We start from the raw sequence: 15,313 nt of genomic DNA on the forward strand, positions 1-15,313 counted from the left end.
TTTTTTTATCTGATCATTGCCACACTCTGAGTGGGAACGATCATTACGGGTAGATCAGCGCGTTCGGCACATCCACATCCCACAACACCCCGGGATCGTCTACGACCACCTCGACTACCCTCGCCTGCGCAAACAACGCCCTGGCACCTTGATCACCGGACAACGCCATCAACGCAACACCAGAGTTGCGCCCAAAACCAACCGGATGCCCATACTTGCCTTCATGCACCGGAACACTGACGGCGTCTTCAGCAATCTGCGCCACCACACGCTCAATACTCGACGCAAGGATGAACGGCATATCCCCCAGCACAATCAGCCAGCCACTGAGCTGCGGACACGCTGCCACCCCGGCCGCGATGCTGTCGCCCATGCCGGTCGATTCGATCAGCACAATCTCGCAACCATAAGCCTTGGCCAGGCGGATCACTTGCGGTCGATCCACAGTGGTCACCAGGACGCGCGTCTCAAGGGAAGCCGGCAAATTCACCAGCACTTGCTCGATCATCGAATGAACAGCACCCTCGCGCCCCGTACAATCCGCCACCAGCTTGTCCCTCTCGGCACCGGCTTCTTGTCGGAACCGACTGCCCTGCCCCGCTGCCAGCACGATGACGCCAATGGGCTCACTCATACCACTTCCTGCAACAGCTTCTTCTGCTTCAGTTCGACGCCGTTCTTGATCGCCACAATTTCGGCCAGCAGCGACAAGGCGATTTCCGCCGGTGTGTGGCTGCCAATGTGCAAACCGATCGGGCCATGCAGCCGCTCGATGGCCCTTTGTGACAAGCCTAGCAGCCCGAGGTTTTGCCGGCGCTTCACGCTGTTGACCCGGGAGCCCAGCGCACCGACATAAAACGCTTTGGAGTCCAAAGCTGTGAGCAGTGCCATGTCATCGAGCCGAGGATCGTGGGTCAGCGCGACGATGGCCGTACGCTCGTCAGGCTGGATGCTGAGCACCGCTTCATCGGGCATGCCCGACACAAATCGCCCATGCTGCTCTTCCCAGCCGTAAACGAACTCGGTGCGCGGATCGCAGATCAGCACTTCGAAATCCAGCAGCCGCGCCATCTCAGCCACATACCGGGACAACTGCCCGGCGCCGATCAGCAACAACCGCCAACGCGGACCGTAAATGGCCCGCAACGTCTTGCCATCGAACGTCAGGAAATCAGTCTTGTCAGCCGGTTGCAGCATGACTTCACCCGTCTCGATACTGAGCGAGCGAGCAACGATTTCATGCGCCTGGCAGCGTGCCAGCAACTCGGCAACCCAAGCCGGGTCGCCGACCCGCTCCTCGGTCAGGCGCAAGGTGCCGCCGCACGGCAAACCAAAGCGTGCCGCCTCCTCACGAGTGACGCCGTAGGTGATCAATTGCACTGGCGGCCCATCGATTGGAATACGACCGTCGTGCAGCCGGGCAATCAAATCGTCTTCAACACATCCGCCGGACACCGAGCCAATGACCACACCATCTTCACGCAAGGCCAACATCGCACCAGGCATTCGAGGCGCAGTGCCCCAGGTCTGGACCACGCTGTACAACACCACCCGCTGCCCCGCTCGGCGCCATTCGAGCACGCTGCGCAGGACGTTCAGATCGACGCTGTCCATCAGGCTTGCGCCTTCTGCCAACCTTGCAGCTGATAGCGAACCGGCAGGTTGCGGATGCGCTTGCCCGTGGCAGCAAAGATTGCATTGCACAGAGCAGGTGCGATCGGAGGTACGCCCGGTTCACCGACACCGCCTAATGGCACATCACCCGGTGGGGTGACCAGATGAACCGCAACTTCTTTCGGTGCCAGGGACATGCGCGCCACTTCGTACATGTGGAAGTTGTCCTGCTGGACCTTGCCGTCCTTGAAGCTGATTTCCCCCAGCACCGCGTTGCCCAAGCCCATGACACAGGCGCCTTCGAACTGCGAGCGAATCCGCTCGGGGTTGATCTGCGGGCCGCAATCCACCGCGATGTCAGCCTTGTGCACGATCAGCGTGCCGTCGTCTTTGACTTCGACCTCAATCACCGCCGCCACATAAGTCACGAAGCTGTAATGCACCGCCAGCCCCAGGCCTCGGCCCTTGGGTAACTCACGGCCCCAACCGGCGGCTTTGGCAGCGGTTTCCAGTACCGTGCGCATCCGCGCAGTGTCGATCGGATAACGCTCGGGGGATTCGCCGTAGTTCCACTCTTCACTCAAAGTGCGCGGATCGATCTGGCGGTCAGGGCCAAGCAATTTGATCTGGTACTTGAGCGGATCCTGGCCAGCCTTATGCGCCAGTTCATCGGCAAAACTCTGAATCGCAAAACCGTGAGGAATGTTCGACACCGAGCGATACCAGCCGACGCGGGTATGGACCGTCGCTTCCGGGTTTTCAAGGCGCACGTTAGGAATCGCGTAAGCCATGTTGGTAAAGCCCATGCCCAGCTCGAAGGCCGCCTCATGGTTCATGCCCGGCGCAAACAGCGCGGTGATGCTCGGCGCCACGGTGCGGTGCAACCAGCCGGAGGGCAGGCCGTCCTTATTCAGGCTGGCCTTCAGGTACTCGGCCGATACCGTGTGGAAATAGGAGCAGTGGATGTCGTCTTCACGGGTCCATTGCACGCGCACTGCCTTGCCAGGGAATTCCTTGGCAAGGATGGCGGCCTCGATGATGAAGTCCGGCTTGGATTTACGCCCGAAACCGCCGCCCAGCAAGGTGACGTTGAAGGTGACGTTATCGAACGCAATGCCGAGGCGTTCGCCAATGCGTTCGCGGGCGACTTGTGGTGCCTGGCTTGGGGCCCAGGCTTCGCACACACCGTCCTTGAAGCGGGCGATGGCAACCATCGGTTCCATTGGCGCCTGGGTGAGGTGCGGCAGGTAATAGGACGCTTCGAACGTGCTGTTGGCGCCGCCCATCGCCTCATCGATGTTGCCGGTATTGCGCACCACTTTGCCCGGTTTGAGGGACGCGGCTTCCAGTTCCTTGCGGTAGGCGATCGAGTCATAACTGGCGTTAGGACCCTCATCCCACTCGATGTTCAACGCCTCGCGGCCCTTGATCGCCGCCCAGGTATTGCTGGCCACCACGGCCACGCCGCCCAAGGGCTGAAACTCCGACGGCAGCGGATGGCCTTCGATCTGCACGACCTTGATCACCCCCGGGACTTTCATCGCGGCGCTGGAATCGACGGACTTGACCTTGCCGCCGTACACCGCAGGGCGCGCAATGGTGGCGTAGAGCATGCCGTCAAAATGGACGTCTGCACCGTAAATGGCGCGGCCATTGACGATGTCGGCACCGTCGATCGCCTTGGTGCCTTCCTTGCCGATATAGCGGAACTCTGACGGCTGCTTGAGCCGCAGACTGTCACGCGCCGGCACTGCCAACGCACCGGCCGTGGCGGCCAATGCGCCGTAACCCAATTCACGGCCGGTCGGCTTGTGAATGACTTTATGCAGTTGCGCGCGGCATTCGCTGACCGGCACTTTCCACTGTTCGGCAGCCGCTTGCTCAAGCATGGTCCGCGCGGCAGCACCACAGCGGCGCATTGGCTCGTACCAGTGGCGCATGCTGCGCGAACCATCGGTGTCCTGGTTGCCGAAGCGCACTTCGTCGCCCGGCGCCTGTTGCACCTTCATCATCGCCCAGTCGGCTTCCAGTTCATCGGCCACCACCATCGTCAGGCTGGTGCGCACACCCTGGCCCATTTCCGAACGGTTGCAGACCACTGTCACCGTGCCATCAGCGGCGATGCTGACGTAAACCTTGGGATCGTCGACCCAGCCGTTGGGCATGCCATCGGCGCCGAATTTTTTCTCTTTCTCGGCAGCGAAAGCGTCTTGCCAGCCCCAGCTTGCCGCCAGTACCAGCGCACTGGAGGCGCCAACGCCTTTGAGGAAACCGCGACGACTGAGGTTGCTCAGCGCGAAATCATTCGGTAACTGGCTCATGCCTTGGCCTCCTTCAGGTGAGTGGATGCCTGGCGGATGGCGGTCTTGATACGATTGTAAGTGCCGCAGCGACAAATATTGCCGACCATCGCCTCTTCGATCTGTTCGTCGCTGGGGTTCGGGTTGGTCTTGAGCAGCGCCGTGGCGGACATGATCTGCCCGCCCTGACAGAAGCCGCACTGGGCCACGGCGGTGTCGAGCCAGACTTGCTGAACGACTTGCCCGACCGGGTCGGCGTGCAGGTTATCGATGGTGGTGACGTTCTGGCCGACTACTGAACCGATCGGTGTGATGCAACTGCGCGCCGGGGCGCCTTCGATATGAATAGTGCAGGCACCGCACAGGCCCATGCCGCAGCCGAATTTGGTGCCGTTGTAACCGGCCACGTCGCGGATCGCCCAGAGCAGCGGCATGTCCTCGGTGACATCGAGTTGATGGTCTTGACCATTGAGTTTCAGGGTAATCATGGGCACGCCCGCATAGTTATTGGTTATGGGGTCGAGCAATCTGCCGCCAGGGGGGGGCGGTTGGTATCACGCAGATCGGCTCAGGCTAATGAGGCTCTCATATGCGGACGATAACGTCTGCATCGGGCCTTTGGTGGAGCAAACGTTTGCATCGTTAGGTGGCTAAGTTAACTCAGCATTAACAAAAAACCCTGCACAGATGAAGGTGTGCAGGGCTTTTAAATCAGTCTTGAAAGCGCATCCTTCAATACCGATTGGGCTCCATCTCCAGGTCGACATGAAAACGTTCTGAAATGTCTTTCTGGATGCGTTGCGCCAGGTTCAGCAATTGCAAACCCGTCGCGTTGCCGTAGTTGACCAGCACCAATGCCTGCAATTTATGCACGCCGGCATCGGCCTCACGAACACCTTTCCATCCGGCCCGCTCGATCAGCCAGCCTGCCGCCAGTTTCATCTGACCGTCGGGTTGTGCGTAGGCCACCAGATCCGGGTACTCACCTTTGAGTTGCGCGACAAGTGCCGCTGGCACCAAAGGGTTCTTGAAGAAGCTGCCGGCATTGCCCAGCACCGCCGGGTCCGGAAGTTTTTCGTTGCGGATGCTGCAAATTGCCTGGCTGACATCGGTGGCGGTTGGGTGATCGATACCTTGCGCAGTCAGGCGCTGACGCACCGGGCCGTATTCCAGGTGCAGGTGCGCGGCACGGTCCAGGATGAAACGAACCCGCAGGATCAACCAACGCCCCGGTTCCTGTTTGAACAGGCTGTCGCGGTAAGCAAAGTTGCATTCTTCCAGGGTGAAGTCCCGAAGGTTGCCGGTCTGGCGATCCAGAGCCGTCAGGCCGGCAAACACGTCTTTGATCTCCACACCATAGGCACCGATGTTCTGCATCGGTGCCGCGCCGACAGTGCCGGGGATCAGGCTAAGGTTTTCCAGGCCTGACAAACCCTTCGCCAGAGTGTGCTGCACGAACGGATGCCAAGGCTCGCCGGCCTCGGCTTCGATCACGACTTTGCTGCCGTCATCGCTCAGGATACGAGTCCCGCGCGTGGCCATGCGCAGCACCAACGACTGGATATCAGCCGTGAGCAGCAAGTTGCTGCCACCGCCAATCACCAAGAGCGGCACGTCATGCTCCACCGCGTAAGCCAAGGCTTCACACACGTCGGCATCGCTGTGGGCTTCGGCAAACAGCCGGGCTTTAACGTCGACACCAAAGCTGTTGAACGGTTTGAGCGAAACCTGGGCGCGCACCTGCAAACTCATAACCGTCCCTTCAATTCGATCACCAGCAAATCACTGGCGCGCTCGATCAGGTCCAGCACCTGCTCGAAGCCTTGGACCCCGTCGTAATACGGATCCGGTACTTCATCGATTTCCGACTGGTAGCGACGCAGGAACAGATCCAGCTCGGCTTTGCCCTTGGCCGGTTGCAAGGTCTTGAGGTGGCGCAGGTTGCTGTGGTCCATCGCCAGAATCAGGTCGTAGGTGGCGAAATCGGCGCGGGACACTTGCTGGGCGCGCTGAGCGGACAGGTCATAACCGCGCAGTTTCGCTGCCGCCTGGCTGCGTTTGTCCGGGGCCTTGCCGACGTGCCAGTCACCGGTACCCGCGGAGGCGACTTCGATTTGATCGGCCAGCCCCGCTTCGCGCAGTTTATGCCGCAGCACGCCTTCGGCCGTTGGCGAACGGCAGATGTTGCCCAGGCAGACAAACAAAACCCGCATCAGACCTCCAGCAGGCGACGAACGCGCTCAAGGTCTTCGACGGTATCGACGCCGGTCGGCGGTGCGATCAGCGCGTCGGCGACATGAATCCGCACGCCGTGCCACAGGGCACGCAGCTGTTCCAGGGATTCGGTATTTTCCAGCCAGCATGGGCCCCAACTGACGAAGTCATGCAGGAAACCGGCGCGGTAGGCATAGATGCCAATGTGCCGACGATACGGCACGCCTTCTGGCAAATGCTCGCGACTTTTGGCGAATGCATCACGTGCCCACGGCAACGGGGCACGACTGAAGGTCAGCGCCAGGCCGTTAAGGTCGCTGACAACCTTGACCACGTTGGGGTTGAGCAGGGTTTCCACGTCTTCGATCGGCTCGGCCAATGTGGCCATGCGCGCTTCGGTGTGGGCCGCCAGGTTGGCGGCGACCTGATTGATCACACTCGGTGGAATCAGCGGTTCGTCGCCCTGGACGTTGACCACAATGGCGTCGGGTGCCAGGCCCAGTTTCGCGGCGACTTCGGCCAAACGGTCGGTGCCGGAATTGTGATCTTCGCGGGTCAGCACCACTTCAGCGCCAAACCCGTTGCAGGCCTCGACGATGCGCGCATCGTCAGTGGCCACCACCACGCGTTGGGCGCTGCTTTTGCTCGCCTGTTCCCAAACGTGCTGGATCATTGGCTTGCCGGCGATCAACAGCAGCGGTTTGCCCGGCAAACGAGTGGAGGCATAACGCGATGGAATGACAACGGTAAAGGCAGTGGTCATTTATCCAGACGCTCGTCGGTGGTCAGGGTGCGGGCTTCGGTTTCGAGCATCACCGGGATGCCGTCGCGAATCGGGTAAGCGAGACCTGCGCCCTTGCTGATCAGCTCGGTTTTATCGGCACTGAGCTTGAGCGGGCCTTTGCAGACCGGGCAAGCGAGGATATCGAGCAATTTGGTGTCCATGAGCATTCCCTGGATAAAAACGGATTTAAGGCAAAAGACGAGCCGGCAACAGGCGCATCAGCTGCGTATCGAACCAGGCCACGAAGGCCGGCGATGGCGCAGCATCAACCGACAGGTACCACCAATCGGCGGCGGCGAAAGCACGGCACTTCACCGCGTCCTTTTCGGTCATCACCAACGGCAATGACGGTGTGAAATTCAAGGCCTGCACGCTGTATTCGGCGTGGTCGGCAAACGCATGTGGCACTGGCTGCCAGTGTAGCGTTTCAAGGGTTGTGAAGAAACGCTGCGGATTGCCGATCCCGGCCACGGCGTGCAGCGCCTGGCCTGCGGGAAAGTAGTCGAGGGGACGACGCTCGCCGCTGTGCAAATTGACCAGTTCGGTGGGTCGAAGCTGGAAGGCAAAACCGTCGTCGCGATCGGCAGCAGCGCCGTTGTAGAGCACCGCGTCGACACTTTGCAGACGCTCGGCCGGCTCACGTAACGGCCCGGCGGGCAGGCAACGCTGGTTGCCCAGCCCGCGGGCGGCGTCGATCAGCACCAGTTCAAGGTCGCGGGCCAGTCGGTAATGCTGCATGCCGTCGTCGGACAGGATCAGGTCCAACGGCTCACTCGCCAGCAGCGCTTTGACAGCACGGCTGCGGTCGGGGTCGATCATCAACGGAACGCCGGTGCGCTGGACGATCAGCAGCGGTTCGTCGCCTGCGATCTCGGCGCTTTGATCCGCCTCGACGCGCCAAGGCAGTTGCGGTGGTTTGGCGCCGTAACCCCGGCTGACCACACCGACCCGCAAACCGCTGCGCTGGCAGTGCTGGATCATCCACAGAATCAACGGCGTCTTGCCGGTGCCGCCGACAGTGATGTTACCGACTACGATCAGCGGCACCGGCGGTTGATAGATCTCGCCCTCCCCCGCCAAAAAACGCTTGCGCTTGTTCACGACCACGCGCCGATACAGCCACTCCAGCGGCTGCAACAGCTTCAGGGCCGGATGACCTTGGTACCACGCGGCGAGCAAGCGATCGGACATGGCCATCAGGGCGCGGGGGCCGCCTCGACAGTGGTCATGCGCAGGTGACTGAAACCGAGTTTACCGGCGGCGTCCATGGCGATGATGACGGACTGATGCTGAGTCTTGCCATCAGCGCTGATGGACAGCGGCAGGTTGGTGTCGCCACTGGATTCTTTCTGCAGCGCGTCCATCAGCGTGGCCAGATCGTTTTTCGGCAACAATTGGTTGTTCACCGAGAATACGCCTTCGGCGCTGATGGCAACGTCCAGATGTTTGACCTTCTGGTCTTCGGCAGGCGAGCCGCTGACCGCTTCCGGCAGATCAACGCGCAACTGAGTTTCACGGGTAAACGTGGTGGTCACGACGAAAAACAGCAGCAGGATAAACACCACGTCAATCAGCGACGCGAGGTTGATGTCTACCGTTTCCCGCGGTTTACGGCGGAATTTCACGCTTTACCCCCATTCAGGTCAACGTCACGGTCACCCTGTACCACCTCGACCAGTTTGATCGCTTCCTGCTCCATGCCCACCACCAGTTCATCGATCCGGCGTTGCAGGAACCGGTGGAAGAATACCGCCGGAATACCGACCATCAGGCCCGCGGCCGTGGTGATCAGGGCCTTGGAAATACCACCGGCCAGCACCGCGGCGTTAGTGCCCATGCCCGTGCCCATGAACGCGCTGAAGATGTCGATCATGCCAAGCACCGTACCCAACAGGCCCAGCAACGGGGCCATGGCAGCGATGGTCCCCAGTGCATTGATGTAGCGCTCGAGTTCGTGGACAACCCGCGCAGCAGCCTCTTCGATGCACTCTTTCATGATCTCGCGACCATGCTTGGAGTTCGCCAGGCCAGCGGCCAGGATTTCACCCAAAGGCGAGTTGGCGCGCAGCTCTTTGAGTTTTTCTTTATTGAGTTGTTTGTCCTTGATCCAGATCCAGACTTGCCCGAGCAAATGCTCCGGGGTCACACGGCTGGAACGCAGGGTCCAGAGTCGCTCGGCGACGATTGCCATGGCCGCGATGGAACTCAGAATGATCGGCAGCATCATCCAGCCGCCGGATTTGACCAATTCCCACACAGTGATAGTCCCCTCGAAAAAGTGCGCCACTCTAACATAGGGGGTCCATGCACCGAAGACCGTGATGTCGCATCCGGTCGGGCTTCAATCACTCTGGATTACTGCGCAGAGCGCCAGAAACGCCACTCTTGACGCATCGTCCATGGCGGCTTGAAGCGTCCCAGTTGCAGACGGATGGCACCCTGTTCGGCGCTGTCATGGATCGATATGCCGCGCTTTCGATAGCGCGCCATGATCGTGGGATGGGGATGACCGAATGAATTGCCCTGACCGCGGGAGATCAACACCGCCTGGGGCTGCAGCGCGGCTAGCAACGCCATTGATGACGAACTGCGACTGCCGTGGTGCGGCGCCTGCAACCAATCAGTGGTGACGGCCAGTGGACTGTCGAGCAGTGCCCGCTCGGCGGCGGCGTCTATATCACCGGTCAATAACAGGCGCTCACCGTTGGCCTCTATCTGCAGGACGCAGGATTTTTGATTGCTGTTGCTGGCCGAAGACCATTGCCAAAGCTGGAACCTCACATCATCCCAGACCCACTGCTTGCCGCTCTCACAGCCTTCTGCCTGCAACTCGATCGGCAGCGCCAGGTGATCGCCACTGACCACCTGCTTCACCGGCAGGCCATTGGCAACGGCCCGGGCGCCGCCCGCATGGTCGGCGTCAGCATGGCTGATCAGCATCAAATCGAGCCCCGCCACGCCCAGCTTGCGTAATGTCGGCAATACCACCCGCTCGCCCAGGTCAAAATCGCCGAAACGTGGCCCGGTGTCATACAACAGTGTGTGATGACGGGTGCGCACCAGGATTGCCAAACCCTGGCCGACATCCAGTTGCCAGACTTCGGCGATGCCTTCAGGCAAGAGCTGCCTGGGTGGAAAAACCAGCAACAGCAGCATCGGCCAACCCAACGAGCGAAACGGCAAACCTCGAGGCATCAATAGTAGAAAGGCGCCGAGCGTGCCGAGTGCCCATATCCACAACGGGATGGCCACCGGCACCCACGCGGGCAAGTACCCCGCCATCAGCGTCAGGCCCTTGAACAAGAGGTCGATCAAACCTCCCGCCAACCACAGCAGCCCTTCGCCCACGTAAGGAAGAGGTAAAAACAACGTACCCAGCAATGCCGGAGGCAGCACGACCAGGCTGATCCACGGCACCGCGAGCAAATTGGCCACCGGCCCGCTGAGGCTGATCGGCAAACCGAGCACCAGCAGCAACGGGCACAGACCAATCGCGATCAGCCATTGGGCGCGGGTCCACGTTTGCCACCAACGCCATGGGCCCAGCCGACCACCGAAGGTGAATATCAATACCGCCACTGCCGCGAACGACAGCCAGAAACCCGGTTGCAAACTCGCCAGCGGATCCAGCAGCAAAACACCGTCGAGCGCCAGCAACAGTGGCCACCAGGCGCCGAGGTGACGAAATCGCAGGCGCCACAACAGCACCAGACCGATCATCACGCAGGCCCGCCGCACCGGCACCTCGAAACCGGCCAGCAGCCCATAACCGAGAGCGGCCGCGAACGCCAGTCCACAGGCCCACGGCAGCCAAGGCAAGCGTTTCGACCACAGGCCATAACGAGCCAGCCCGGCGATCAACAAATACACCAGCCCTGCCAACAACCCGATGTGTTGTCCAGAAATCACCAACAGATGGACGGTGCCGGTGTCTTGCAACACCTGCCAGTCTTCGCGACTCAGTCCGGCGCCATCCCCCAGCACCAACGCCGTCAGCGCTCCCGTTCGCCCCTGAGCATCCACGGCCTGCAACCGCTGACGGATGCCGTCACGCCAGGCCCACTGGGCGTCCTTGAGCCGCTCGCCCGCCTTGACCGTCCCGGTAGCGCCGATGCGTTGCGCCAACAACCAGGCGTCGTAATCGAAGGCATGGGGATTGAGCAGTCCCGCAGGACGCTTCAACTTGACCGCCAGTCGCCAATGTTCGCTGCTGTTAACCGGTGGCCCGTCATACCAGGCCAGACGCATCAATTGCGGCACCTTGCCGTGTCGCGACCGGGCGTCCGCCAACTCGAAACGCACGACAGCCTCGTTGTTGTGGGGTAATCCCGTCACTCGACCTTCGACCCAACGGGTTTCGCCATCGAGGCTCATCGGCAGCCGATCATCCAGCGCCCACTGTGCATTCGCGCCCGCCCAACTGAAGCCGAACAGCAAAAATGCCAGTGGATAGCTGCGAAACGGCAGCAACATCAAACCGATTACCGGCAGTAACATCCATAACCAGACCGGCGGTAAAACCGGTAACAAACGCAGGGTCAACAGACCCAACGCCAGCGCTATCATCCCTGTGCGCATACGCCCGTCCTTGAGAGTCCCCTCCTAGGCATAGCCGGCTAACCGCACAGGCATCGTTATTAATTGTCACAAAGTCTGAATGGGCGGCTCATAGAATCCAGACATACTTGCCGCCTTAACCGACCGAGAAGCCTTATGCCCCGGCGCTTACTCAAACGTTACATGCCAGACCCGACCAGCATCAGGGAACACAAATCCTTACGCTTTCTCGGCACCCTGCTGCATGACCCGAACCTCTGGCACCTCAACCGCCATTCCGTCGCACGGGCCATGGCGGTTGGTCTGTTCGCAGCGTTCCTGCCGATTCCGCTGCAGATGCTGGTCGCCGCCATTCTCGCCATCATGGTGCGCGGCAATCTGCCGATTGCGGTCAGCCTGGTCTGGCTGACCAATCCGATCACCATGCCGGCGGTGTTCTTCTGCACTTACAAGACCGGGGCCTGGCTGATGGACGTTCCCTCCCGCCATTTGCCGGACGAGCTGACCTGGGAGTGGATCAGCGGGGAACTCTCAACCCTTTGGCAGCCGTTTTTACTCGGTTCGGTGTTGACGGGACTGGTGCTTGGCGCGCTCGCCTATTGCCTGACCATGATGTACTGGCGCTGGTGGGTAGGACGGCAGTGGAAGCGACGCAAGAAAAACCGAACGCAAGAATAAAAAACGGCACCCTGAGGTGCCGTTTTTGATTGAACAGTGCGCGATTACGTGCGCATCCCGCGACCGCTGACCAACAGTCGTGCGCAACCGATATACAACACGACGGCCGCCACCAGCATGAAGGTGATCGCCACGCTGATCTTGATGTCCGAAACGCCAAGAATGCCGTAGCGGAAAGCGTTGACCATGTGCAGCACCGGGTTGACCAGGGACACGGTCTGCCAGAACGGTGGCAGCAAGGAGATCGAGTAGAACACCCCGCCCAGGTAGGTCAGCGGTGTCAGCACGAACGTCGGGATGATCGAGATGTCATCGAAGTTGCGCGCAAACACGGCGTTGATGAAGCCCAGCAGCGAGAAGATCGTCGCCGTCAGCACCACCACCAGAATGGTCACTCCCAGGTGATGCACCTGCAATTGGGTGAAAAACAGCGACAGCAGGGTCACGATGAGCCCGACCATCAAGCCGCGCAGCACACCGCCCAGGGTGTAGCCGATCAGAATCGTATGCGGCGACACTGGCGACACCATCAATTCTTCGATGGAACGCTGGAATTTACTGCCGAAAAAACTCGACACCACGTTGCCGTAGGAGTTGGTGATCACCGACATCATGATCAGCCCCGGCACGATGTACTCCATGTAGGTGAAACCGCCCATGTCACCGATCTGTCGGCCTATCAGATTACCGAAAATGACAAAGTACAGAACCATGGTGATGGCCGGCGGCAGCAGCGTCTGCGGCCAGATCCGGGTAAAGCGTCTGATCTCTCGGTAAACGATGGTGTTGAGAGCAACGAGGTTGGGTTGCAGCTCGGAACTCATACCGCCACCTTCGACAGATTTTTCTCCACCAGGGACACGAACAACTCCTCGAGGCGATTGGTTTTGTTACGCAGGCTCAACACTTCAATGTTCTGCTGCGCCAATTGGTTGAACAGCGCGGTGATGCCCATGGCCTTGTCGACCTGAACTTCAAGGGTGTGGCTGTCGAGCAACCTGGTCGGGTAACCGAGCAACTGCGGCGCGGCGTTGACTGTGTTTTTGAGGTCGAGCAGGAATGTTTCTACATGCAGTTGGCTGAGCAACTGTTTCATGCTGGTGTTCTCGACGATGATGCCGTGATCGATGATACCGATGTTGCGGCACAACTGCTCAGCCTCTTCCAGGTAGTGGGTGGTGAGGATGATGGTGATGCCTTTCTTGTTCAGCTCGGTGAGGAACGTCCACATCGAGCGACGCAGTTCGATATCCACACCCGCTGTCGGTTCGTCGAGGATCAGCAGGCGCGGTTCGTGAACCAGCGCACGGGCGATCATCAGGCGACGCTTCATGCCGCCGGACAGTGAACGCGATGGCGTATCGCGCTTGTCCCACAGACCGAGTTGGGTCAGGTATTGCTCGGCGCGTTCCTTGGCGATTTTCGGCGGGATGCCGTAGTAACCGGCCTGAGTCACGACGATATCGAAGGTTTTTTCGAACTGGTTGAAGTTGAATTCCTGAGGCACTACGCCGATGGAGCGCTTGAGCTGCGCAGGATTCTTGTCCAGGTCGTGACCAAAGATATTCACCGTCCCGCTGGTCTTGTTCACCAAGGTCGAGAGAATGCCGATGGTTGTGGATTTGCCCGCACCGTTTGGGCCGAGCAAGGCAAAAAAATCACCTTCGGCGACGTCCAGATCGATACCACTCAAGGCCTGGAAACCGTTGCCGTAGGTTTTGGTTAGCTGCCGGATGGACAGAGCGGAACTCATATCGGATTTACGCACCAAGAAGGGAAGAAAGGGACAAATAAGGGCGGGCCGCGACTAATACAACCGTGGCGCACGAGCGCAATGGTGCTTGTCGCCGTCACACAAGTACAGTCAAGCGTGTCGATAGTGAGTATTAAGTCAACGCAGTCATAACGGCTTTCTGATACGCGGGACGCTCTTTCAGGCGTGCATACCAGGCTTGTAGATGCGGCTGCGGCGCGCGCTCGATCGGCATCTCGAACCAGGCATAAATGAAACTGCCCAGCGGAATGTCGCCCATGCCGATCTCATCGCCCGACAGATACGGTTGGGCCGCCAGCGCCTGATCAGCCATAGCCAACAGGCCATCACACTCCTTGATCGCAGCGTTGATTGCGGGCCAGTCCTGTTGACTTTCCGGTGTACGTAACACACCCCAGAACACCGTGCGGAACGTCCCGGCAAAACTTGAAGTGGTCCAGTCCATCCACTTGTCGGCAGAAGCCAGGGCCTGCAGATTCTCTGGATACCAGGCTGTGCCGTTGGCGTGGCGAGCCATCAGGTAACGCACGATCGTGTTGGATTCCCACAGCACGAAACCCTCGTCGTCAATCACCGGCACGCGACCATTGGGGTTCATCGCACGGTACTCCGACGTATCGACTATACCAAAGGCACCACCCGCATCGATGGCTTCATAGTCCAGGCCCAACTCCTCGGCGGCCCACAAAGATTTCCTGACATTCGACGAGTTTTTCCGACCCCAGATCTTCAGCATGACCGCCTCTTTATGGATGAATGCGCAGGCAGCATACGCCGGATCAGGTGCGACTCAAATCGTTCTGCATGTCACCCAGCAGCGCTGGCAGTGTGTCGCTGAACAGGTCGCTCTTGAGCCGCTCGAGCAACCGCGGCGTCGACAAATGATTACGTACATCCGCCAGACCGATCCGCGCGGGAATCCCGCAATGCCGGGCTGCACCTGCCAGCAGTGTGGCTTTGGGTACGCAATAACTCTCTCCCGCCGCCAACGCATAACTGCCGCGCAAGGTGCCCGGGGCGCGACTGAAGGTGTAAGGGTTGTAACGCACGGCTTCGCGCACGGCGTAATAAAGTTTGATCGCCTGCTCGAGAGGATCGCGACGACTGCCGCGATGTTTTTCGGCGAACTCCATCACCGACGGGTGGTCACTATCAATGAGCCGGCCGGGACTCAGATACTCGTGCATGAGAACAATCTCCTGGAGAAGCCACGAGTCTAGTGTCACGCTCAGCACAGAGATAACGACGTTTCGGCCAAACATGGACGCTTTGCCGCCCGCCCAACGAACGATTCCCCCGGTTTGTTGCCCACCGGACCTACAAAACTCATCCATGGTTTCCCACGAATTCAATCACATCACTCTGACCACCCTGTTTTGCGGATGCCGTCTA

General features: G+C 59.9%; 16 protein-coding genes and 1 pseudogene. 1 reads left to right on the top strand and 16 read right to left on the bottom strand.

From position 1 onward, the window contains the following. Positions 1–43: 43 nt before the first annotated feature. From ACXPVS_RS17945 to ACXPVS_RS18000, 12 genes are all read right to left on the bottom strand, one after another. On the bottom strand, positions 44–634 hold the full coding sequence (locus ACXPVS_RS17945; RefSeq protein ID WP_458511121.1) for a nucleotidyltransferase family protein: 591 nt from the start codon (positions 632–634) through the stop codon (positions 44–46). After that, entirely contained in the window at positions 631–1,614 is a 984-nt protein-coding gene (locus ACXPVS_RS17950; RefSeq protein WP_458511122.1) for an XdhC family protein, read from the bottom strand. Before ACXPVS_RS17950 ends, ACXPVS_RS17945 begins: the two co-directional genes overlap by 4 nt. Continuing rightward, positions 1,614–3,935, bottom strand: coding sequence for a molybdopterin cofactor-binding domain-containing protein (locus ACXPVS_RS17955; RefSeq protein WP_458511123.1), 2,322 nt, complete (start codon positions 3,933–3,935; stop codon positions 1,614–1,616). Before ACXPVS_RS17955 ends, ACXPVS_RS17950 begins: the two co-directional genes overlap by 1 nt. After that, complete coding sequence (locus ACXPVS_RS17960; RefSeq protein ID WP_458511124.1) at positions 3,932–4,402, bottom strand: (2Fe-2S)-binding protein; 471 nt, start codon at positions 4,400–4,402, stop codon at positions 3,932–3,934. Before ACXPVS_RS17960 ends, ACXPVS_RS17955 begins: the two co-directional genes overlap by 4 nt. 244 nt (positions 4,403–4,646) lie before the next feature. Continuing rightward, the gene (gene murB, locus ACXPVS_RS17965; protein WP_458511125.1) at positions 4,647–5,666 is read right to left on the bottom strand and encodes a UDP-N-acetylmuramate dehydrogenase; all 1,020 of its coding nucleotides are present in this window, start codon (positions 5,664–5,666) and stop codon (positions 4,647–4,649) included. Beyond that, positions 5,663–6,127 carry a low molecular weight protein-tyrosine-phosphatase gene (locus ACXPVS_RS17970; RefSeq protein WP_458511126.1) on the bottom strand — a complete coding sequence of 155 codons (465 nt, stop codon included), beginning with the start codon at positions 6,125–6,127 and terminating at the stop codon, positions 5,663–5,665. The genes murB and ACXPVS_RS17970 overlap by 4 nt, the downstream gene beginning before the upstream one ends. Next, positions 6,127–6,891: a 3-deoxy-manno-octulosonate cytidylyltransferase gene (gene kdsB, locus ACXPVS_RS17975; RefSeq protein WP_458511127.1), complete on the bottom strand. Its 765-nt coding sequence runs from the start codon at positions 6,889–6,891 to the stop codon at positions 6,127–6,129. Before kdsB ends, ACXPVS_RS17970 begins: the two co-directional genes overlap by 1 nt. Then, entirely contained in the window at positions 6,888–7,073 is a 186-nt protein-coding gene (locus tag ACXPVS_RS17980) for a Trm112 family protein (RefSeq protein ID WP_007945752.1), read from the bottom strand. Before ACXPVS_RS17980 ends, kdsB begins: the two co-directional genes overlap by 4 nt. Positions 7,074–7,098: 25 nt before the next feature. Beyond that, the gene (gene lpxK / locus ACXPVS_RS17985; protein WP_458511128.1) at positions 7,099–8,109 is read right to left on the bottom strand and encodes a tetraacyldisaccharide 4'-kinase; all 1,011 of its coding nucleotides are present in this window, start codon (positions 8,107–8,109) and stop codon (positions 7,099–7,101) included. Further along, positions 8,109–8,537: an ExbD/TolR family protein gene (locus ACXPVS_RS17990; protein ID WP_458511129.1), complete on the bottom strand. Its 429-nt coding sequence runs from the start codon at positions 8,535–8,537 to the stop codon at positions 8,109–8,111. The genes lpxK and ACXPVS_RS17990 overlap by 1 nt, the downstream gene beginning before the upstream one ends. Next, entirely contained in the window at positions 8,534–9,169 is a 636-nt protein-coding gene (locus tag ACXPVS_RS17995) for a MotA/TolQ/ExbB proton channel family protein (protein WP_458511130.1), read from the bottom strand. The genes ACXPVS_RS17990 and ACXPVS_RS17995 overlap by 4 nt, the downstream gene beginning before the upstream one ends. A gap of 98 nt (positions 9,170–9,267) precedes the next feature. Then, positions 9,268–11,490, bottom strand: coding sequence for a DNA internalization-related competence protein ComEC/Rec2 (locus ACXPVS_RS18000; RefSeq protein ID WP_458511131.1), 2,223 nt, complete (start codon positions 11,488–11,490; stop codon positions 9,268–9,270). A 135-nt stretch (positions 11,491–11,625) separates the two neighbouring features. Between ACXPVS_RS18000 and ACXPVS_RS18005 the strand changes: the two genes are divergently transcribed. Next, positions 11,626–12,147 carry a DUF2062 domain-containing protein gene (locus ACXPVS_RS18005; RefSeq protein WP_458511132.1) on the top strand — a complete coding sequence of 174 codons (522 nt, stop codon included), beginning with the start codon at positions 11,626–11,628 and terminating at the stop codon, positions 12,145–12,147. Between the two features lie 44 nt (positions 12,148–12,191). Here ACXPVS_RS18005 and ACXPVS_RS18010 read toward each other — a convergent pair whose 3' ends face one another. The 4 genes and pseudogenes from ACXPVS_RS18010 to ACXPVS_RS18025 form a co-directional block, all read right to left on the bottom strand. After that, positions 12,192–12,971 carry an ABC transporter permease gene (locus tag ACXPVS_RS18010; RefSeq protein WP_458511133.1) on the bottom strand — a complete coding sequence of 260 codons (780 nt, stop codon included), beginning with the start codon at positions 12,969–12,971 and terminating at the stop codon, positions 12,192–12,194. After that, complete coding sequence (locus tag ACXPVS_RS18015) at positions 12,968–13,900, bottom strand: ABC transporter ATP-binding protein (RefSeq protein WP_458511134.1); 933 nt, start codon at positions 13,898–13,900, stop codon at positions 12,968–12,970. The genes ACXPVS_RS18010 and ACXPVS_RS18015 overlap by 4 nt, the downstream gene beginning before the upstream one ends. Before the next feature lie 133 nt (positions 13,901–14,033). Beyond that, positions 14,034–14,657, bottom strand: coding sequence for a glutathione S-transferase family protein (locus ACXPVS_RS18020; RefSeq protein WP_458511135.1), 624 nt, complete (start codon positions 14,655–14,657; stop codon positions 14,034–14,036). Between the two features lie 97 nt (positions 14,658–14,754). Then, a pseudogene (locus tag ACXPVS_RS18025) lies at positions 14,755–15,108 on the bottom strand (transglutaminase-like domain-containing protein); the annotation flags it as partial. Between the last annotated feature and the right edge of the window lie 205 nt (positions 15,109–15,313).

Source organism: Pseudomonas sp. Ma2-10, assembly GCF_054330215.1.

Bases quoted from the DNA above. Each gene is read 5' to 3' on its own strand.
- ACXPVS_RS17945 (WP_458511121.1), bottom strand. From the start codon at position 634: ATGAGTGAGCCCATTGGCGTCATCGTGCTGGCAGCGGGGCAGGGCAGT.
- ACXPVS_RS17950 (WP_458511122.1), bottom strand. From the start codon at position 1,614: ATGGACAGCGTCGATCTGAACGTCCTGCGCAGCGTGCTCGAATGGCGC.
- ACXPVS_RS17955 (WP_458511123.1), bottom strand. From the start codon at position 3,935: ATGAGCCAGTTACCGAATGATTTCGCGCTGAGCAACCTCAGTCGTCGC.
- ACXPVS_RS17960 (WP_458511124.1), bottom strand. From the start codon at position 4,402: ATGATTACCCTGAAACTCAATGGTCAAGACCATCAACTCGATGTCACC.
- murB (WP_458511125.1), bottom strand. From the start codon at position 5,666: ATGAGTTTGCAGGTGCGCGCCCAGGTTTCGCTCAAACCGTTCAACAGC.
- ACXPVS_RS17970 (WP_458511126.1), bottom strand. From the start codon at position 6,127: ATGCGGGTTTTGTTTGTCTGCCTGGGCAACATCTGCCGTTCGCCAACG.
- kdsB (WP_458511127.1), bottom strand. From the start codon at position 6,891: ATGACCACTGCCTTTACCGTTGTCATTCCATCGCGTTATGCCTCCACT.
- ACXPVS_RS17980 (WP_007945752.1), bottom strand. From the start codon at position 7,073: ATGGACACCAAATTGCTCGATATCCTCGCTTGCCCGGTCTGCAAAGGC.
- lpxK (WP_458511128.1), bottom strand. From the start codon at position 8,109: ATGGCCATGTCCGATCGCTTGCTCGCCGCGTGGTACCAAGGTCATCCG.
- ACXPVS_RS18000 (WP_458511131.1), bottom strand. From the start codon at position 11,490: ATGCGCACAGGGATGATAGCGCTGGCGTTGGGTCTGTTGACCCTGCGT.
- ACXPVS_RS18005 (WP_458511132.1), top strand. From the start codon at position 11,626: ATGCCCCGGCGCTTACTCAAACGTTACATGCCAGACCCGACCAGCATC.
- ACXPVS_RS18010 (WP_458511133.1), bottom strand. From the start codon at position 12,971: ATGAGTTCCGAGCTGCAACCCAACCTCGTTGCTCTCAACACCATCGTT.
- ACXPVS_RS18015 (WP_458511134.1), bottom strand. From the start codon at position 13,900: ATGAGTTCCGCTCTGTCCATCCGGCAGCTAACCAAAACCTACGGCAAC.
- ACXPVS_RS18020 (WP_458511135.1), bottom strand. From the start codon at position 14,657: ATGCTGAAGATCTGGGGTCGGAAAAACTCGTCGAATGTCAGGAAATCT.